The 19,894-nt window shown below is 69.3% G+C and carries 15 protein-coding genes; 9 read left to right on the top strand and 6 right to left on the bottom strand.

The genetic code is table 11. The features are described 5' to 3' along the window. Nucleotides 1-175: 175 nt before the first annotated feature. The gene (ispG, locus tag BLS81_RS19075) at nt 176-1,300 is read right to left on the bottom strand and encodes a flavodoxin-dependent (E)-4-hydroxy-3-methylbut-2-enyl-diphosphate synthase (RefSeq protein ID WP_093226285.1); all 1,125 of its coding nucleotides are present in this window, start codon (nt 1,298-1,300) and stop codon (nt 176-178) included. Nucleotides 1,301-1,505: 205 nt separating this feature from the next. Then, nucleotides 1,506-2,684 (bottom strand): DUF3089 domain-containing protein, encoded by a 1,179-nt coding sequence (locus BLS81_RS19070; RefSeq protein WP_176787266.1) that lies wholly within the window; start codon nt 2,682-2,684, stop codon nt 1,506-1,508. Nucleotides 2,685-2,890: 206 nt separating this feature from the next. Here BLS81_RS19070 and BLS81_RS19065 point away from each other — a divergent pair, with 206 nt between their 5' ends. From BLS81_RS19065 to BLS81_RS19055, 3 genes are all read left to right on the top strand, one after another. Beyond that, nucleotides 2,891-4,039 carry an acyltransferase family protein gene (locus BLS81_RS19065; RefSeq protein WP_093226282.1) on the top strand — a complete coding sequence of 383 codons (1,149 nt, stop codon included), beginning with the start codon at nt 2,891-2,893 and terminating at the stop codon, nt 4,037-4,039. Further along, the gene (locus BLS81_RS19060) at nt 4,036-4,944 is read left to right on the top strand and encodes an isoaspartyl peptidase/L-asparaginase family protein (RefSeq protein WP_093226280.1); all 909 of its coding nucleotides are present in this window, start codon (nt 4,036-4,038) and stop codon (nt 4,942-4,944) included. The genes BLS81_RS19065 and BLS81_RS19060 overlap by 4 nt, the downstream gene beginning before the upstream one ends. 284 nt (nt 4,945-5,228) lie before the next feature. Continuing rightward, a complete protein-coding gene (locus BLS81_RS19055; protein ID WP_093226279.1) occupies nt 5,229-6,089 on the top strand; it encodes a S1/P1 nuclease in 861 nt (286 codons plus the stop codon). Between the two features lie 22 nt (nt 6,090-6,111). Here the strand turns inward: BLS81_RS19055 and BLS81_RS19050 are convergent, their stop codons facing one another. The 3 genes from BLS81_RS19050 to BLS81_RS19040 are packed head-to-tail and all read right to left on the bottom strand — an operon-like array spanning nt 6,112 to nt 10,313. Next, complete coding sequence (locus tag BLS81_RS19050) at nt 6,112-7,320, bottom strand: tetratricopeptide repeat protein (protein ID WP_176787265.1); 1,209 nt, start codon at nt 7,318-7,320, stop codon at nt 6,112-6,114. 8 nt (nt 7,321-7,328) lie between these two features. Then, a complete protein-coding gene (locus BLS81_RS19045; protein WP_093226275.1) occupies nt 7,329-9,557 on the bottom strand; it encodes a GumC family protein in 2,229 nt (742 codons plus the stop codon). Between the two features lie 45 nt (nt 9,558-9,602). Continuing rightward, nucleotides 9,603-10,313 carry a polysaccharide biosynthesis/export family protein gene (locus tag BLS81_RS19040; RefSeq protein WP_176787264.1) on the bottom strand — a complete coding sequence of 237 codons (711 nt, stop codon included), beginning with the start codon at nt 10,311-10,313 and terminating at the stop codon, nt 9,603-9,605. Nucleotides 10,314-10,582: 269 nt separating this feature from the next. On the opposite strand from BLS81_RS19040, the gene BLS81_RS19035 reads away from it, so the two are divergent. Together BLS81_RS19035 and BLS81_RS19030 are read left to right on the top strand one after the other, a co-directional pair. Further along, nucleotides 10,583-11,755 (top strand): acylneuraminate cytidylyltransferase, encoded by a 1,173-nt coding sequence (locus tag BLS81_RS19035; RefSeq protein WP_093226273.1) that lies wholly within the window; start codon nt 10,583-10,585, stop codon nt 11,753-11,755. Next, complete coding sequence (locus BLS81_RS19030; RefSeq protein ID WP_143023412.1) at nt 11,748-12,719, top strand: hypothetical protein; 972 nt, start codon at nt 11,748-11,750, stop codon at nt 12,717-12,719. Before BLS81_RS19035 ends, BLS81_RS19030 begins: the two co-directional genes overlap by 8 nt. Here the strand turns inward: BLS81_RS19030 and BLS81_RS19025 are convergent. Continuing rightward, entirely contained in the window at nt 12,716-13,954 is a 1,239-nt protein-coding gene (locus BLS81_RS19025; RefSeq protein ID WP_093226270.1) for a hypothetical protein, read from the bottom strand. The genes BLS81_RS19030 and BLS81_RS19025 overlap by 4 nt on opposite strands. Before the next feature lie 167 nt (nt 13,955-14,121). Between BLS81_RS19025 and BLS81_RS19020 the strand changes: the two genes are divergently transcribed. From BLS81_RS19020 to BLS81_RS19005, 4 genes are all read left to right on the top strand, one after another. Next, nucleotides 14,122-15,552 carry an O-antigen ligase family protein gene (locus BLS81_RS19020; RefSeq protein WP_093226269.1) on the top strand — a complete coding sequence of 477 codons (1,431 nt, stop codon included), beginning with the start codon at nt 14,122-14,124 and terminating at the stop codon, nt 15,550-15,552. 151 nt (nt 15,553-15,703) lie between these two features. After that, on the top strand, nt 15,704-16,588 hold the full coding sequence (locus tag BLS81_RS19015) for an N-acetylneuraminate synthase family protein (RefSeq protein WP_093226307.1): 885 nt from the start codon (nt 15,704-15,706) through the stop codon (nt 16,586-16,588). A 44-nt stretch (nt 16,589-16,632) separates the two neighbouring features. Beyond that, nucleotides 16,633-17,922 (top strand): polysaccharide pyruvyl transferase family protein, encoded by a 1,290-nt coding sequence (locus tag BLS81_RS19010; protein WP_093226267.1) that lies wholly within the window; start codon nt 16,633-16,635, stop codon nt 17,920-17,922. Continuing rightward, complete coding sequence (locus tag BLS81_RS19005) at nt 17,919-19,892, top strand: acyltransferase family protein (RefSeq protein WP_176787263.1); 1,974 nt, start codon at nt 17,919-17,921, stop codon at nt 19,890-19,892. Before BLS81_RS19010 ends, BLS81_RS19005 begins: the two co-directional genes overlap by 4 nt. Nucleotides 19,893-19,894 lie beyond the last annotated feature (2 nt).

Below are 19,894 nucleotides of genomic sequence, written 5' to 3'. Positions count from 1 at the left end.
GGAAGGTCAGCGAGAAATGGCGACGGGAATCATCAGCACGGCTTATCAGCTTTACGCCGTTCGTGCTGAGCGAAGTCGAAGCGCGCGCCCAAAGCACAACGCCCGCGGCACGTGCTTCGACTACGCTCGGCACGAACGGGTGTGGAAGCCCGCGGCCGGCCGCGAACCCGAACCCTTACTCCGCCGCCACCGCCACCGGAGCGCTCGCCGCCTCGATCTCAGCGGCCTTGGCCTCGACCAGCTTGACGATATGGTCGAGCATGTCGGCGTCGCCGACGGTATGGTCGGTGATGCCCGACAGATACACCATATGCTTGCCGTTGCCGCCGCCGGTCAGGCCGATGTCGGTCTCGCGCGCTTCGCCGGGGCCGTTGACGACGCAGCCGAGCACCGACAGCGACAGCGGGGTGCGGATATGCTGAAGCCGCGATTCGAGCGCCTCGACCGTACGGATCACATCGAACCCCTGCCGCGCGCACGACGGACACGACACCACGCGCACGCCGCGGTTGCGGATGCCGAGCGCCTTGAGGATTTCGAAGCCGACGCGCACCTCTTCCTCGGGCTCGGCCGAGAGCGAGACGCGAAGCGTATCGCCGATCCCGTACCACAGCAGCGAGCCGATCCCGATCGCCGACTTGACCGTGCCGCCGACGAACCCGCCCGCCTCGGTGATGCCGAGGTGCAGCGGGCAATCCACCGCGTCGGCGAGCTGCTGATAGGCGGCGACCGCGAGGAACAGGTCGGACGCCTTCACCGCCACCTTATATTCGTGGAAATCGTGATCCTGGAGCAGCTTGATATGGTCGAGCGCGCTTTCGACCAGCGCGTCCGGGCACGGCTCGCCGTACTTTTCGAGCAGATCCTTCTCGAGGCTCCCGGCGTTGACGCCGATGCGGATCGCGCAGCCATTGGCCTTGGCGGCGTTGACGACTTCGCGCACGCGGTCCGACGAGCCGATATTGCCGGGGTTGATGCGCAGGCAGGCCGCGCCCGCATCGGCGGCTTCGAGCGCGCGCTTGTAGTGGAAATGGATATCCGCGACGATCGGCACACGGCTCGCGCGGACGATCTGCTTCAGCGCGGTGGTGCTCTCGACGTCGGGGCAAGAGACGCGGATGATATCCACGCCGGCATCCTCGCAGCGGCGAATCTGGTCGATCGTCGCCTTCACGTCGCTGGTCGGCGTGTTGGTCATGGTCTGCACGGTCACGGGCGCGTCGCCGCCGACGGGAACGGTGCCGACCATGATCTGGCGGCTCTGACGACGGGTGATATCGCGCCACGGGCGGAGGGACATGGGAGAGATTCCTCGGAGGTTCGGACGCGCATATAGCGGTTTGTGGGGCGAAGGTGAACCTCCCCCGCACCTGGCGTGATCCGGCGTCGCCGCGTTTTCGTAATCTACTCCGTTCGTGCTGAGCGCAGTCGAAGCACGTGCCACAAACGCTGCGCTGCTTGGCACGCCCTTCGACTGCGCTCAGGGCGAACGGACTGGAGAGCGCTCAAGAAGATCGAAACGGAACCTCGGGGCGGATCGACGGGATAGCGGGCTTGGACTTCGGCACCCGCCGCAGAAACGCCGCCGCGCGCACTCCCGCATTTTCGCGCAGGTTCATATACGCCACGTTGTAATCGACCTTATGATAATTGCCGATCGGGATCACCATGTCCGCGAACGGCTTGCCCGGCGGCGAGATGTACAGCGCGCCATCGTCGCAGCGCGCCGAGACCAGCCCCGGTTCGATCGGGCGCGCCAGCGGCCCCGGCCCGTGCAGCCATGCGCCCTTGTTGAACCGCGCCGGCACCGTCTCGCTGCCAGGCGACCAATCGAGCGGGTTGATGCAGACGTGCGGCCCGCTCATCACCTCGACCGAAAAGCCCGACTGGCGCGCGACGAGGATGCGCTGCGCGGTCGCGTTGCGACCCTGCGCATAGGTCGACCACGCGATCACGCAGCCGGTATCGTCAGCGCGCGTACACGGGCGCGTGGTACGCAGCGCGCGGAACCAATCGCGCTCGATCCAGGTGCCGATCAGATAGGCGGCGATCATCTGCCGCGCCGCCGGCCGCCCGTCGATCTCGCGCTCGATCAGCAGCCGGCCTTGCCGCGAACCCTGGCTGTGCCCGGCGAGGATGAACGGCCGCCCGCGATTCCACACCAGGAACTGGCGGAACGCGCGCGCCACGTCCGAATAGGCGACTTCGGTGGCGCGCACGCTGTTCTCGCTCCACTTCACATAGCCGCCGAGCGTCATCTGGCGGTAGCGCGGCGCGTAGATCGCGCAGCAGCCGTTGAACACGCTCGCCTGGTCGCGGATCGAGGTGCCGGCGACCCGTGCATTGAGATCGGCGTCGCGCGTATCGGCGTTCCACTGCTCGCCGCTGGTGAACGAGGTCGGATAGAGGAAGAACACCGCGACCTTCGCCTGCCGCTGGTCGATCGCGCGCACGCCGGGCGGAGCATCGTCGGCGGGGTCGCGCATGTCGGGCAGCGACACCCACTCCGACCGCTCGGCATAGTTCGGCGCGGGCGGGGTGCGCGTGGGGTCGAACGGCGTGACCGGCGGCTGGCTGTCGTTGGACGCGCCGAACGCGCCGAAGAACTGCGGATGCGCCTCGCCGCCCGCCACCAGCATGGCCGCCGCCACACTTATCGTCCCGATCACCCGCCTGTAGTGCATGTGCGCCCCGATTTGCCCCGACCGCTTCCCCCTCCGTTCGGGCTGAGCGAAGTCGAAGCCCGTGCGCCAGGGGCACGCCCTTCGACTTCGCTCAGGGCGAACGGACCCGGAGATCGTCTGACCAAGCCCTAGCAGCCTAACCTTGCCTGTAAAACCACGCACCCGAAGGGGTGGTGTTGCGGCGCACACAGCCATACAGAGCGGCGATGGAACGGCATTACGGCATGGATTGGTTGCGGGTCGGCGCGTTCGCGCTGCTGATCCTCTACCATATCGGCATGGTGTTCGTGCCCTGGGATTTCCATGTTAAGACCGCGCACCCGATCCCCTGGGTGGCGATCCCGATGATGGCGGCGAACAGTTGGCGGCTGATGCTGCTGTTCGTGATCTCGGGCTATGCCAGCCGCGCGTTGCTCTCCAAGGGCGCGCACCTCGGCAGCTTCATCACCGCGCGCAGCAAGCGGCTGCTGATCCCCCTGCTGTTCGGGGTGATCTTCATCGTGCCGGTCCAGCCATGGATCGAACTCGCGGTCAAATATCACTATCCACACGATTTCGCCTGGTTCTGGCTGCACGACTATTTCGGCTTCCACCGGCTCCACGGCATCGCGCTGCCGACGTGGCAGCACCTGTGGTTCGTCGGCTATCTGTGGTGTTACACGCTCGCGCTGACGCTGCTGATCGCGGCGGGCGCCTGGCTGCGTGCGCAACGCGGCTTCGATTGGCTGTTCGGGTCGCTGTTCGGGGGCGCGCTGATCGTGGTCGTGCCGATCGTATGGCTGCTCGGGGTGGACATATTGCTGCCGGGCGCGCGCGAGACGCATGATCCACTGCACGACGGCGTCGCCCACCTCCATTATTTCCCCGGCTTCCTGTTCGGCTTCGCGCTGGCACGATCGGCACCCGCGATGGCGGCGATCGGGCGGTGGTGGAAGCCCGCCGGCGTGGTCGCATTGGTCGCGTACGGCGTGGTCGCCGCGATCGAGTGGCGCTGGCCCGGCAACACCATGCCCGCGAATCCGTGGGGGGTCACCTTCGCCACCGCGCGCGTGGTGCAGGGCTGGTGCGCGGTGATCGCGCTGGCGGGCTTCGCCGACAGCCACTGGAATTATGACACGCCGTGGCGCCGCACGCTCACCGAGGCGGTGTTCCCCTTTTACATCGTCCACCAGACGATCATCGTCCTGGTCGAATTTTGGCTGCTGCCGCTGCACGCGCCGCCGCTCGCCGAATTCGCGGTGCTGTTGCCGGCCACCGTCGCGGGCTGCTGGGCCTTTTATCTGGTCGGCCGCGAGATCGGCTGGCTGCGCCCGCTGATCGGGCTGCGGCTGCGCCCAAGGGAGAATGCGGCATGACATGGGCCTTGGCGATCCACGGCGGCGCGGGCAGCATGACCCGCGACAATCCCGGCCCCGCCGGTGCGCGCGACGCGCTCGGCCAGGCGCTCGCCGCCGGCGCGGCGGTGTTGAGCGAGGGCGGCGCGGCGCTCGACGCGGTCGAAGCGGCGGTGCGCGTGCTCGAGGACGCGCCCGAATTCAACGCCGGACGCGGCGCCGCGCTCAGCTATGACGGTGTCGCCGAACTCGACGCCGCGATCATGCACGGCGCGACGCGCGCGGCCGGCGCGGTCGCCGGAGTCACCGCGACGCGGCATCCGGTCAGCCTCGCGCGCGCGGTGATGGAGCGGAGCCCCCACGTCCTGCTCGCCGGCGCTGGCGCGGACGCCTTCGCGCGCGCGCGCGATCTCGAACCGGCGACGCAGGATTGGCTGATCCTTCCCGAACGCCGCGCGCAGCTCGAGATCATGCGCGCCAAGCCGGACGGCGCCTTCGATGTCGAGATGAAGTTTGGCACGGTCGGCGCGGTCGCGCGCGATGCGAGCGGAGGACTCGCCGCCGCCACCTCGACCGGCGGCGTCACCGGCAAGCGCTGGGGCCGGATCGGCGATTCACCGCTGATCGGCGCGGGCACCTATGCCGACGACCGCGCCTGCGCCGTCTCGGCGACGGGATCGGGCGAGTTCTTCATCCGCACCGTCTGCGCACACGAGATCGCCGCACGCATCCGCCTCGCCCGCGAGGACGCACAGACCGCGACCGAAGCCGCGCTCGCCGAGATCACCACGATGGGCGGCACCGGCGGCGTGATCGTTATGCCACGCGCGGGCACGCCGTTCTGGCGCTTCTCGACCAGGGGCATGTACCGGGGCCGCGTCGCCGCCGGCCACGCGGCAGACGTGGCGGTCTTCGACGACGAGTGACGTTTTCAAGCCACCTCGGCGCCCCATTCGACACCCCAGCGTTCTATTGTCTCCCCAGACCTCCATTCGTCACCCCAGCACTCTATTTGTCACCCCAGCGTAAGCTGGGGTCTCCCCGCGAGGATGCGGCACTCCCGCCCCGGCAAGACCCCAGCGTGCGCTGGGGTGACGGACAGGGCGCAACCGTTCCCCCGCGCAAGCGAGGGCCCAGAGCCACGCACGACAGCGCCCGCCGCTCTGGACTCCCGCTTTCGCGGGAGAACAGTTCTCCCTATGAAACCCGCATGATTCGTACCGTCGCGTATCTCGCCGCCGCCGCGCTCGCCAGCGCCGCCGCCCCCGCCAGCGCCTATTGGGAGTTCGGGCACGAGACGATCGCGAAGATCGGCTATGCCAATGCCTCACCCCGCGCGCGCGCCGAAGTGCGCCACCTGCTCGCGCACAGCGATCTGCTCGGCACCCCCGAATGCAAGGCCACCACGATCGAAGGCGCGAGCACCTGGGCCGATTGCGTCAAGCCGCTCAAGGACGCCGACGGCAAGCCGCGCTTCGGCTATGCCTACACTTGGCACTTCCAGGACGTGAACATCTGCGCGCCGTTCAGCCTCACCGAAGCCTGCAAGGACGGCAATTGCGTCTCCGCGCAGATCGAGCGCGACGTCAAGACGCTGCGCGACCGCCACGCGCCGATGAAGGACCGCGTACAGGCGCTCGTCTTCCTGATCCACTTCACCGGCGATCTCCACCAGCCGCTCCACGCCGGCGAGAAGGGCGACAAGGGCGGCAACGACGTCAAGGCGACCTACGGGCGCTACGGCCCGCCCCGGCTCAACCTCCATTCGATCTGGGACGGCTATCTCGCCGAGCGCGCGATCACGACCGGGCCGTCGCTGGTGCGGCGCTATCCCGCCGCGGTGCGGGCGAAGATCGCCGCCGGCAGCGTGACCGACTGGAGCCGCGAAAGCTGGCAGGTCGCGCACGACCAGACCTATGCGAGCGCGCTGGGCGGCAACCCGTGCGCGCCGACCCCGCCGCGCGTCACGCTCGACGATGCGACGATCGGGAAGCTCGTGCCGGTGGCGCGGCTGGAGGTCGAGCGCGGCGGGCTCAGGCTCGCCAAGCTGCTCGATCAGGCGCTCGGATAACGCGGGAGAGCGGCGTCGGGCGCTATTCGACGCGAAACGTGTCGATCAGCGTCGGGCTGCCGCCCTGGGTGAGATTGGGCACCGCCTCGATCACGAGCTTCTGAATCGGACAGTCGCTCGCAGGCACGAAGAAGCCGAAGCCGGCGGTCGTCCAGCTTGGCCCCGCCGGCACGCTCGCGCGGCCGAGTTCCTGATCGGTTCCGGCGCAGCGCACCACCACCGACGCGACCGACTGGCCGCCGCCGCCGACGCCGCGCCCCTCGAACGTGATCCTGTGCCCGCCGCGATCGAGCAGCATCGCCTGCTGGGCGACCGGCACCGGCCGCTTGCCGGTGCGCGAGGGCTGAACCTCGAGCGCGTGGCCGCTCGTGCCGCCCGTGGAGCCGCCGCGCGCGACGATCTGCGCGCCGCCGCGCACGCCGAACGTCCAGCCGAAATCGCCATACTGGACCATCGATTCGAAATTGGGCGAGAGCAGCGGCGGCAGCGGCGATCCGAACCCCGTACGCCACACCGCCCGCGCTTTGGCGGTGCTGCCGGCGGCGATCTGCTGGCTCGCCATCGCCGCCACCTCGACGGGGGCGGTGCGGTCGCCGGCCTGTCTGAGCGCCCCGATCAGCGCGAGTCCGTCGCCTTCCTTCGATCGCGCGAGCCGTTGGAAGAAATCGGTGCGCCACGGCGGCATCGTCGCCAGCTTGCGCGCGAGCGCGGGGAGCGCGCCGGGCGTGGCGGTGATGCGGATCATCACCGGCATCACGTCGGTATCCGCGACCGTGTGGCGGCGCAGCGCGGCATCGGCATGGTCGATCGCGCCGGCATAATCGCCGCGGTCGGCCGAGAGATCGAACATCCACGTCTCGGCGAGCGGCTGGCGGCGGGTCAGTTGGGTGACGAGGCCGAACAGCCGGTCGGCGCGCGCGATCTCGTTGGTCGAGGTCCGCGCGAGCGCGGCGATGACCAGCGCGCGATCGTCGAGCGGGTTGCTGGCGATCGCGCGCAGCGCATAGGCGTGGGCGGCATCGAGATCGTCGCGCGCGCTATTCTCGGCGAGCGTGGTCAGCACGTCGCTGTTGCGCGGATCGACCTGGACCGCGACTTCGGGAACGACCGAGGCGTCGGCCGCGAAATCGACCGCCGCGATGCCGGCGCCGGCGAGCAGCGCCGCGCCGATCAGCACGCCCGCCCGCACCCGCTCGGCCCGCGTCGCTACGCGGCGGGTTCGGGTGCGCACGCGCGGCATCAGGCGGCCCGGCTGTCCCCGTAGCTGTAGTAATAGCTCGAATAGGCGTAGGTGTACGCATAGTCGGCCGAGCGGTGGTCGAACTTGGTGAGGATCACCCCGACGATCAGGCTGCGGCTCGACCGCAGGCGGCGCAGCGCGGACATCACCACGCGGCGGCGGCTCTTGCGCGCCTGGATCACCAGCACGGTCTCCTCGATCGCCGCCGACAGGATCGGCACGTCGGCCAGGCCCACGATCGGCGGGCCGTCGAAGATCACCATGTCGTAGCGCGTCTCGAGATCGGCGATCAGCCCGCGCAAGCCGCCGCTCAACAGCCGCGCCGGATTGGGCGAGATCGGCCCGCTCGGCAGCACGTCGAAGCCGTGGCTGTCATGCACGATCACGTCGAGCGCGCGCCGCTCGCCGCTGAGCGCGTTGGCGAGTCCCTCGGCATTGTTGAAGCCGAGCATCTTGTGGAGCGAGGGGCGCCGCATGTCGGCATCGACCAGCAGCACGCGCTTGCCCTGCTCGGCGAAACTCTGCGCGAGCGAGATCGCGGTCGTGGTCTTGCCCTCGTTCGGGTTCGAACTGGTGATGAGGAGCGACTTGGGCGCGCCGTTCGGCCCGGCGAGCTGCAACGCGGTGCGCGCCGCGAAATACGCCTCGACGAAGCTCGACCGCGCCTTGGCGAGTTCGCCGAGCGGAGTTTCGTCCTCCTCGAGCTTCGGGATCATGCCGAGCAGCGGCAGGCCGAGGTTGGTCTCGACATCCTCCGGCATCTTGAAGGTGTCGTCGAGGAAATCGAGCAGGAAGGCGACGCCGAGACCGATGGCGAGACCGCCGACCAGCGCGATCAGCAGGTTGAGCCACAGGATCGGCCACGCCGGCGAACCCGGCGCGCGCGCGCGGTCGATGATCGACACGTTGTTCGAATTCGCCCCGCCGGCGACGCCGATCTCCTTGTAGCGCGAGAGCAGCGCGTCATACAGCGCGCGGTTGGTATCCACCTCGCGCTGCAGGATCATATATTGGATGCTGCGCGACTGGACATCGAGCACCTGGCTGGTCGCCTTGGTGAGCTGGTCGTTGAGCGCCTTTTCCTTGTCGAGCGCGAGCTGGTAATTGCCCTTCACGACCTGGAGCAGCTTGCCGCGTTGCGCGTCCATCTGCTTCTGGATCGTGGCGATCTGTGCGCGCAGCTCGACCATCGCCGGGAAGTTCGGCCTGAAGGTCTGCGCCTTCTGCTGATAATCGGCCTGGAGCGCGGAGAGCTTGCCCGCCAGTTCGTTGAGCTGCGGATCGTTGGTCGATTGCGCGAGCGCGCCCGCGCTCGACGTCTGCGCGAGCTGCCACGCCGCCTCGGCGTCGAGCCGCTGCGCCTTGGCGGTGACGGCGGCGGTGTTGATGACGTTGAGCGATGCCGAATCGAGCGATTGCGCCTGCGCGCCGGGCTTGCCCGCGTCGGTGACGCTGATGATCTTTTCGTGCGACGCGTAATCGACCAGGTCGCGCTCGGACTTTTCGAGCTTGGCCTTGAGTTCGAGCAGACGGCGGCCGACGAAGTCGCCCGCATATTTCGACGACAGGAACTGGCGCTCGATCGAATCCTGGATGAACTCGTCGATCGCGGCGTTGGCGATCGCCGCCGCCATCTGCGGGTTGCGGTCCTGATACTGAACCTGGATCAGCAGCGACGTGCCATATTGCGTCGCGGTCAGGTTCTGCATCACCTTCGCCGTCGCCGCGTCGAACGCCTGTTGCAGCTCCGCCGGGCTCGGCGTGCCGCTGTTCTGGAAGATCCCGCCGAGCGTCCCGCTGCCGATGAAATCGCGATTGGTGGCGAGGTTGAGGCGGCGGACGATGCCCTGCGCGGTCACGCGGCTGGTCATCAGCGCGAACTGGGTGTTGAGGAACGCCTGATCGGTCTCGGTGGTGGAGGTCTGCGTGGCGCCCTGCGTATCGACCACGCGCGGCGCATCGCGCTGCACCTGGAAGGTCGCGCGCGCGACATAGACGGGCGGCGTGAACACGGTGAACAGCAGCGCGATCACCAGCGCGGCGAGCGTGATGCCAAGAATCAGCCAGCGCCGCTTGAGCACCACCGCGATGAAATTCTGCAAGCCGTTGCTCGCGTGCGCGCCCGCCGCGCCGATCGCCTGCCACGACCGGGAATGCGCGCCGTGCGCGCCGTCATCCTGCCAGACGTCGCCCGGCGCCGGTTCGATCGCGGAGGTGCGTTCATTCATGAATCGTTCGCCAAAGCTCGAGCCGAAGGGAAGTCCGCGGTGCCATCAGAACCGGTTGATCGCATCCGCCACGCGGAACACGCCGACGACCGGCACCGCGGCGGAGATCACGTTTTGCAGCAGCACCTTGCCCGAGGACCGTTCGACGACGACGGTGTCGTTGCCGTACAGGACCGGATCGGCCATCTGCCCGTCGCGGATCATCGTCACGTCGAAGATCGCGGCGTTGCGCTGGTTGTTGATCGTGCGGAAGACCGCGACGATATGTTCGTTGGCGTACTTGTTGTCGGTGCCGCGCGCCAGCGCGATCGCCTGCAACAGGCTGCTCTTGCCCTGCACCGGATAGACGCCCGGCTGGTTGACCGCCCCTTCGACGGTGATGCGCTGCCCGACCGATTCGGACACCGCCACCGTCACGTCGGGGTGGCGCATGATCGACTGGCCGAGCCGCGAGGCGATCTCGGCACGGACCTCCGCCGGCGTGTGGCCGCCCGCCATCACCTGGCCGACGAACGGCAGCGCGATTTGCCCGGCCTGATCGACCGTCACGACCTTGGTCAGCTCGGGAAGCTGATAGACGACGATGTCGATCTTGTCCTGCGGGCCGAAATAATAGGCCGGCGAGATATCGCCGATCGCATTGCGCGGATCGGGTTCGGGCAGGGTCGTGACCGGCACGACCGCCGTCGCCGTCCCGTCCCGGATCGAGCTGTGGTTGGCGCAACCACCCGACAGAAGGGCCAGACCCAAAGCCAACACGCCAAACACGGCTTTATTGGTCGGCAAAAACACACTGCCCGATCGCATCACCAATAGCCCCGCTTTTCAACTGGCGAGGTCAGAGTTCCCCGCCATGTTGCCCTTGCACAAAATATCGGTAGCACTCGCCCGTCCCGATCAGCAATAGGAAACAACGCGCCGAAGCATGTCCTCGTGGCGAAGATCGGATAAACCAGGCGCCGTTCAAGTTGCGCGGGCCGTGGACTTTCGGCTTGCGGTGCCGTGTTTCCAAGGAGTTTGGCGCGTTGCAGACACTCGCGATCATCCCGGCGCGCGGCGGCTCGAAGGGCATTCCGCGCAAGAACGTCCTGCCGCTCGGCGGCGTGCCGCTGATCGCACACAGCATACATGCTGCACGTGCGGCATCGCGGGTCGACCGCGTCGTGGTGAGCACCGACGATGACGAGATCGCGTCCGTTGCGCGGCGCTACGGCGCGGAGGTCGTGCGGCGCCCGGCCGAACTCGCGAGCGACACCGCCTCGTCCGAAGCCGCGCTGCTCCACACGCTGGACGCGCTGCGCGAGGGCGAGGGTTACGAACCGGATCTGCTCGTCTTCCTGCAATGCACCTCGCCGCTCACCGCGCCCGAGGATATCGACGGCACGATCGCCGCGCTGATCGACCGCCGCGCCGACAGCGCGCTCGCGGTGACCCCATTCCACTATTTCCTCTGGGGCGAGGACGCCGACGGCGCGCACGGCGTCAACCACGACAAGAGCGTCCGGCTGATGCGCCAGCAGCGCACCCCCGAATATCTCGAGACCGGCGCGGTGTATGTGATGAAGACCGAGGGCTTCCGCGCCGCGCGCCACCGGTTCTTCGGCAAGACCGTGCTGTTCGACACCCCGATCGAACGCCGGCTCGAAATCGACGAGCCCGCCGATTTCCGCATCGCCGAGGAACGCATCGCACGGCTGACGGCGCGCGCGCCCGGCCTGCCGCCGCGCGTCTCGGCGCTGGTGATGGATTTCGACGGCGTGCTCACCGACGATCGCGTCTTCGTCAGCGAAACCGGCGAGGAGAGCGTGGTGTGCTCGCGCCGCGACGGCATGGGGATCGAGCGGCTGCGCGCCGCCGGGCTGCCGATGCTGGTGATCTCGAAGGAGACCAACCCGGTCGTCGCCGCGCGCTGCCGCAAGCTGCGCCTCCCCTATCAGCACGGCATCGAGGGCAAGCTCGCGGTGCTGCAAGCCTGGCTCGCCGAGCATGCGATCGACCCGGCCGAGACGCTGTATGTCGGCAACGACGTCAACGATCTCGAATGTATGGCGGCGGTCGGCTGCGCGGTCGCGCCACAGGATGCGCATCCGCGCGCGCTGGCGGCGGCGGCGCTGGTGCTCGATGCCGATGGCGGCCGCGGCGCGATCCGGCTGCTCGCCGATCTGCTCGAAGCCGGCGGGCACCTCGCGCGTGGCTGACCGCGAAGGCCCGGTCGCGGCGCTGCCACGCTCGCGCCTCCACCTCCAGTTCCTGCTCGACAACGCCGCGAACCCCGATGTCGTGCTGTTCCGCGACGAAACGATGCGCGCGCCGCTCGAACGCCATTTCGCCGGCCGCCTGCTGTATCTCGGCCGCGAGACGCTGCCGGGGCGCGGGCTCGCGTCGTTCGCCGCCGCGCGCCGCGCCAACCGGGCCTATTATCCGGCAGTCGCCGCGCTGCTCGCCCCCCACCGCTTCGCGCGGACCATCCTGTTCCTCGAAGGCGAGCCGCTCGAACGTTTCCTGCAAACGCTGCCGGGCCTCGGCGCGATCGAATTGTGGGAGGATGGCCTGTCGCATTACGTCGATCTCACCTCGAACCGCTGGTACGCCGCGCGCGGGCTCGTTCAGGCGGCGGCGGGCTTCTATCCGCGCGACATCACCCGCCGGCGGATCGACCGCGGCCGCGTGACCGTGCGCGACCGGTTCGAGCGCCGCAACCTCGTGCTGCACACCCCCGCCGAACCCGCCACCGCGCGTGACGAACTGCTGCTGATCGGCTCGCCGCTGGTCGAGGATCGCATCGTCGGCGAGACCCGCTTCCGCGCCGCGCTGGCCGCGATCGCGGCGGCAAGCCCCCGCCCGGTCCGCTACCTGCCCCACCCGCGCGAGGATGTCGCCGGGCTGGCGCGGCGGCTCGCCGCCACCGCGATCACGCTCGAACCCAATCCCGAGGGGCTGATCGCGCACGCCGGCCGCTACCGCTACACCGCTTATGCGGCGGCGGTCTCGACCGGGCTGATCGACCTCGGCCGCTACGAGCGCAGCCTGTTCGTGCCGGGCCTGTTCGGGCTGCGGCGGATGGCGCGCGTGCTGCGCGGCTGGCCCGCGAACCCGGTGGCGGTGGTCGATGACGGCGCCGGGTTGCGGCGGGTGATGGCGGCGCTGCCGGCAGGCGCCTAACGCGCCCGCCTTCTGACGACCTCCGCGATCAATTCCGCGCACCGCGCCGCCGCATGGCCGTCGACCGTGCCGACCTCCTCGCCGATCCGGCCCCAGTCGACCGTCGCCGGCATCGCGCCCGCCTGCGCCAGCACGGCGGCGATTTCCCCGGCGTTGGTGGCGACCGGAATGCCGATTCGCGTCAGCCAGATCTGCTTGTCCGCCTCCGCCGCCTCGGCGAAGGCGGCGGCGGGCACCGGCACGCACGCCACCGGGCGCTGCGCCAGCAACGCCTCGAGCATGCCGCTCGAATAATGGCCGATCACCAGATCGGTCTCGGGCAGCACCGCTTCGAGCGGCGCCGCGCCGCGATCCTCGGCCGCCGCGAAGGCGAGGGCCCCGCGCAACACCCCGGCATCGTCGCCCGACGAGCGCGGGTGCGAGCGGATCGTCAGCGCGATCGGCCGCCGGGCGGCGGCGGCGTTCAGCCCTTCTGCCAGCGCGCGCTGCGCGGCATGCGCCGCCGCCGTATCGACCTTGCCATGCGCCGCGAACGGCTGGACGAGGTACAGCACCCGCAGCGGCGCGACAGCGGGACGCGCCGCCCCGCGCAGCGTGGCAAGCGGATCGAAGCGCGGGATGCCGCCCACGACGACCGTCTCGGGCGCGAGCCCCGCCGCGATCCAGCGCGCGCGGTACGAATCGGAGGCGGCGATCACCCGGTCGTGCCCGGCCATGCCGTACTCCGGGATCGGCGGCAGCACGCGCAGGAGCCGCGTCGCCAGCGGCGCCGCCAGCGCCTTGGCGCGCAGCAGCCGCGATCGTGGCGCGCCGTGGCCGATCGCGCAGAACGGCCCCTCCTGGAGCAGCACCGTGGCCGCGCCCTGGCGCCGCGCCGCGTGCAGCATCGCCGTCTCGATATAGATCCGGTCGTGGCAGGTGACGATCACGTCGGCGTCCGCGCCGATCAGGCCGGCGGCATAGGCGATCATCCGGCGATACATCGCCTGCCCGCCGTTGAGCAGCATGTTCGCCGACCAGCTCGACGTGTGCCGCTTCAGCCCGCATGCGTCGGGATCCGCGCGGCGGACTTCGCCCGGGCCGTCGTAGGCGGTGGTGCCGCCGGTGCGCAGGTTGAACGGCTGGGTATCGACGAAGCGGATCGGCTGGCCGGCCAAGTCCTCCGGCAGCGCCGCCGCCGCCGCCGCCAGTGTGCGTCCCGAAGAACCGCCCGTTCCCATGAAGATCACCGCCAATGAACGCGCCCCTGCGATAGCAATTCAAGGCGCGCCGTACCCGATGTCGGGCTCGATACTGGCATGAGACGCCGGCGCGTCTGGATGTCGGCATCCATGCGCGAGCGTCTTGAACAAAAAAAGCGAACGTGAGAAGTGGCCACATGCCCGATATCGCGACCCGCTGAATGGACGAACTCCGCGACCGCGTACGCGCCGCCGGGTTGTTCGCGCCCGAATGCGTGGCGGCGCTGCTGTTGCTCGCCGCCGGCATCATCCTGGGCGGGTCGTCGCGGCCGTCGATCGGCAATCTGCTGGTTCAGCTCCTGGCGCTCGCCATCCTCACCTGGCTCGTCATCCGCAGGCGCATCGCCCTGCCGCCTGGACGCGCGGCGCGAATCGCCGTCTGGCTGATGCTCGCCATCGCCGCGCTGCCCTTGCTCTATTCGCTGCCGCTGCCGCCCGCCGTGTGGTCGCGCGTGCCGGGCCGCGATCTCGCGCTGCGCACCTATGCGATCGCCGGCATCACCCCGCCGTGGCACGGCCTCGGCCTGCGCGACGGCGTCGGCGTGCTCAGCGCGCTCCACCTGCTCGCGCCGCTCGTGATGTTCCTGGTCGCGGTGCGGCTGACCGTCGTTCAGCGCTGGGCGCTTCTCTACGGCTTCCTGGCGGTGACGCTGCTCGCGATCCTGGTCGGCTTCGCGCAGGTGCCCGGCGGCGCCAGCCACGCGCTGCATTTCTACGACATCTCCAGCATCAACGGCGCGCTCGGTTTCTTCCCCAACCGCAACCATATGGCGACGCTGATGCTGTGCACGCTGCCGCTCGCCGCCGCCGGCGCGCTGGCGTGGTTTCGTGAGCGCGGCGACGAGGCGCGCGGGCTGGCGCTCGCCGGCGCGACGCTGTTCGGGCTGGCGATCGTCGGGCTGGCGGCGACCAGCGCGCGTGCCGGGCTGGTGCTGGCGGTGCCGGTGCTGATCGGCTGCGCGCTGCTCGCGCGCGTCATGCCGCGCGGCAGCCGCGCCGCCGGCGGCATCTCGCCGCTGGTGCTGTGGGGCGCGATCTGCCTCGCCATGATCGCGGTGGTCGGCGGGCTCGCCTATAGCTCGATCGGCGACGCGCTGGTCACGCGCGTGCAGACGCAGGGCGTGGTCGATGCGGACCGCATCGCGTTCGCGCGGCTGACGATATCGGCGATCCCGCGCTTCCTGCCGTTCGGCAGCGGGCCCGCGACCTTCCCGGCGATCTATGCGATGGTCGAGCCGCTCGCGGACATGCGCCCCTATTTCATCAACCACGCGCATGACGATTATCTCGAGATCCTGCTCGAATATGGCGTCCCCGGCGCGGTGCTGCTGCTCGCGGCGCTGGCGTGGCTGGGCTGGGCGGGCATCGCCGCCTGGTTCGCCGCCGACGCGCCCGACCGCCCGATCCGCTGCGCCGCGAGCGTGGGCGTGGCGGCGATCCTGCTCCATTCGACCTTCGATTATCCCGTCCGCACGACGACGATCGCGATCCTGCTGGCGCTGCTCGCCGCGCTGATGATGGCGGCCGCGCCCTCGGCGGAGGCGCCCCGTCCGAAACGGGTGAAGCGGCGCACGCGTATTCGAATTGCCTGATCGGGCCGCTTTGGCTATGAAGCGGGCGGGCTTGGATACCGCGTGCGGGGCGCTTATCGGGCGTGACGTTTAAGGATCAGGCGTTTTTGCCTGCGTGGAGGAACCGCCCTTCATGCCGCGCGATGGTGAGCGTCAGTCGCAGGAGTGCTTGATGAGCGTTAAGGTCATTGCCGAGGTCGGCTGCAACCACAAGGGCGAGATGTCGATCGCCAAGGATCTCATCAAGTCCGCGGCGGACTATGCCAAGGCGGACGTGGTCAAGTTCCAGAAGCGCAACAACCGCGAACTGCTGACCGAACAGCAATATAACGCGCCGCACCCGAACCCGGCCAACGCTTATGGCGACACCTACGGCGCGCACCGCGAATATCTCGAATTCGACGTCGATCAGCACCGCGAGTTGAAGGACTATTGCGAGGCGCTCGGCATCGAATATTCCACCTCGGTGTGGGACACGACCTCGGCGCGTGAGATGGCGACGCTCGCGCCCAAGCTGCTCAAGGTGCCCTCGGCGTGCAACCTGCACTTCGAGATGCTCGGCGTGCTCGCCAACGATTTCGGCGGCGAGATCCACCTCTCGCTCGGCATGACGACGCAGGCCGAGGAAGAGCAGATCGTCGAGTTCTTCGTCCAGAGCGGCCGCGCCAAGGACGTCGTCCTCTATGCCTGCACCTCGGGCTATCCGGTCGCGTTCGACGATCTGTGCCTGCTCGAAATCACCCGGCTCAGGGAAAAGTTCGGCGACAGCGTCAAGTCGATCGCCTTCTCGGGCCATCACCTCGGCATCGCCGCGGACATGGCGGCGGTCGCGCTCGGCGTGTCGTGGATCGAGCGGCACTTCACGCTCGATCGCACCTGGAAGGGGACCGATCACGCCGCCTCGCTCGAACCCGATGGCCTGCGCCGCCTCACCCGCGACGCGCGCGCGGTCAGCGCGGCGCTGCGCTACAAATCGACCGAAATCCTGCCCGTCGAGCAGGTCCAGCGCGACAAGCTCAAGTGGCGGCCCAAGCCCAACGCCGTGAAGGCCGCCTGATCGCGCCCGTGCGGCGGCGCGGCGCCCCTGCGGAATCGTCCTGAATGAAGCTCCTGTTCGTCGCGGACAACAGCACTGAACAGAATTGGGGATGCCGCGCGACGAGCTTCGCGCTGCGCCGCATGGTCGCCGAGCGGCATGAGATCACAGGCACGATCACGCGCGCGCTGCTCAAGAGCCCGCTGACCGAACCGCGCGCGCACGCCAAACGCGCGCATGCGCTGCTCGTCCGCCGCCTGCGCCGCCCCAAGGTGCGGCGCACGCCGGTGGTGGGCGATCTGGTGTTCGGCGCGATCGAGGCGCTCGGCGCCGTCCACGAGCCGAGCCACGACATCGAGGGCGACGCCGCCCTGCTCTGGGATCTGCGCGACCGCTCGCCCAAGGCGCGCGCGATCGTCGAGCGGATCGAGGCGTGCGACGGCATCGTCGTCAACGGCGAGGGCGAGATGATCTTCCCGAACCCACCGCGTCCGACCTTGCTTCAGACGCTCGCGATCTGCGCGCTCGCCAGGCGGCGCGGCAAGCGCGTGTTCTACATCAACGGCATGGTCTCGCGCGCGCCGGACGGCACCGCGCTCGCCGAAACGGTCGCGGCGACCGTGCGCGCGCTCGACGGCGCGGTGCTGTCGGTGCGCGATTATCTCTCGCGTGAAACGGCAGCGGAATTGCTGCCCGCCTTCACCCCCGCCTTTCACGCCGACGCCCTGTTTAGCTGGTACCCGCATTTCGCCGATAGCGCCGCCGCGCGCTACGATCCCGCCGCGCTGATCCCCTTTTTCGATCGGACCGGCGCTGCCCGGCCGCCCGTTACCGATCGGCCCTATGTGGCGATCTCGGGCAGTTCGCTCGCCGCCAAGAATCAGCGCGGCGCGGCGGATGGCTACACGCATCTCGCCGAGCGGCTGAAGGCGCTCGGCCTGCCGCTGCTGCTGGTCGCGACCTGCCGTGGCGACGATTTCCTCGAAGTGGTGGCGAAGCGTACCGGCCTGCCCTTCCTGCCGGTCTCCACGCCGATCTTCGCCGGCGCGGCGGTGATGGCGAACGCGCGCCTGCTGGTGAGCGGGCGCTGGCATCCCTCGATCATGGCCGCGCTCGGCGGCGCCCCGTGCGTGTTCCTCGGTTCGAACTCGCACAAGACGTTCAGCCTGCAACAGTTGCTCGATTACCCCGCCCCGCGCGAATTTCCGGCGATACCGGGCGCCGGGGACGTCGAGGCGATCGCCGCCGCCGCGCGGGATGCCCTCGCCGGCGGCATCGACCGCCGCCGCACGATCGCCGCCGCCGCCGCGCGGATGAACGAGAGCGCGCGCGCGATGATCGACTGCGTGGCGTGACCGCCGTCCGGCACCGCCGCCGCGATATCGATGGGCTTCGCGCGTTCGCGATCGTGCCGGTGCTGCTGTTCCATGCCGGGCTCGGCCTGCCCGGCGGGTTTGTCGGGGTCGATATCTTCTTCGTGATCTCGGGCTATCTGATCTCGTCGGTGCTGTTCCGCGCCGCCGCCGCCGGACGCTTCTCGATCCTCGATTTCTACGATCGCCGCATCCGTCGCATCTTTCCCGCGCTGTTCGTGGTGCTCGCCGCGACGACGCTCGCCGCGCTGGTCATCCTGCTACCGTCGGAACTCTACGCTTATGGCTGGTCATTGCTGTGGGCGGTGCTGTTCTCGTCGAACATCTGGTTCTGGAAGACCACCAACTATTTCGGCGATCCAGACATCTATATCCCGCTGCTGCACACCTGGTCGCTCGCGGTCGAGGAGCAATTCTACATCTTCTGGCCGCTGGTGGTGCTGGTGCTCACCAAGCTGCGGCGGCGGGCGGCGTTCGCGATCGTGCTCGTCGCGCTGGTGGCGTCGCTGCTGCTCTCGCAGTGGCTGACGGTGAAGTCGCCGACCAGCGCTTTCTACATGCTGCCGTCGCGAAGCTGGGAATTGCTGGTCGGCGCGATCCTGGTGCTGCTGCCGCCTCCCGCGCCGCGCCATCACCACATGCTCGCGGCGGCGGGTGTCGTCGGACTCGCGTTGATCGCCTATGCGGTGGTGTTCTTTCACGAAACCATGTTGTTCCCCGGTTTCGCGGCGCTCGTGCCCTGCCTCGGCGCGGCCCTGCTGCTCTATGCCGGACAGGCGGACGGCCCGGCCACCCGGCTGCTGACATGGTCGCCGCTGGTCGGGATCGGGCTGGTCTCCTACTCGCTCTATCTGTGGCACTGGCCGGTCCTGTCGCTGTCGCAACTCGCGCTCGGCCACACGCTTTCGGCGGCGGAGGCGGTGGTCGCGCTCGCCGCGTCGCTGCTGCTGGCCATCCTGTCCTGGCGCTACGTCGAGCAGCCGTTCCGGAGCGTCCACGACCGCGACGCCGCCGAGCAACGCCGCACCGCCGCCGCCGGCATCGCCGCGATCGCGGTTTTCGCGGGCGCCGCCGGCATATTGCTCGCCGCCCAGGGTCTGCCCCAGCGCCTGTCGCCACTCGCGCGCCAGTATGACATGGCCGCCAAGTCGCTGGCGCATCGTGATCTGCCCGGCTGCGGGTTGGCTGGGCCGAGCGTGCCCGCCGATCTGCTGAAGCGCTGCTTCGCCGCCGCGCGCTCCGAGCCGAGCGTCGTCTTATGGGGCGATTCGCACGCGCTCCACATCAAGGACGCACTCGCCGACCGGCTCCAGGCGCGCGGCCTCGCGCTGCGCAGCATCACCAAGAACGGCTGCGCGCCCTTCCCCGGTGCCACCCAGCTCGATCAGGTCGGCGACCCCAATCCCGCGTGCGCGGAATTCAACGATGCCATTCTCGCCGCCATCGTCGCCGATCCGGCAATCCGCCACGTCTATATCTCCGGGCGCTGGGGCAAGTTCCTCGCCCCCGGCGGCGGTGGCGGCACCACCAACGGCTATCTCCGGCTCCGCCCCGGCGAGCCGATCGGCCGCGCGACCAGCCGCCACGCCTTCATCGCCTCGGTGCGCGGCACGGTCCTGCGGCTGCGCAGCGCCGGCAAGGCGGTGACGCTGATCGGCCCGACGCCCGAGTTCGCCGTCTCGGTCCCCAAATGTATGGCGCGTACCGTGTGGCTCGGCAGCGATCCACGGCGGTGCGACGCCGATCTCGCCACGCGCGCCGAAATCCCCGAGGCGAACACCCTTCTGCACGCGCTCGCGGGGCAAACAGGCGCCGGCTATATCGATGCGCTCCAACGGCTCTGCGCCGGGCCGCGCTGCGCGGCCGGCATCGGCACGACGCTGTTCTTCCGCGACGAGAACCATCTCAGCGCGGCGGGCGCGCGCCATGTGCTCGCCGGGCCGGCGCGGTAAGC

Source organism: Sphingomonas sp. NFR15 (assembly GCF_900103265.1).
GTDB classification, from domain to species: Bacteria; Pseudomonadota; Alphaproteobacteria; order Sphingomonadales; family Sphingomonadaceae; genus Sphingomonas; species Sphingomonas pollutisoli.
Note: the sequence above shows the minus strand (reverse complement) of the source record. Positions and strands in the feature narration are given on the sequence as shown.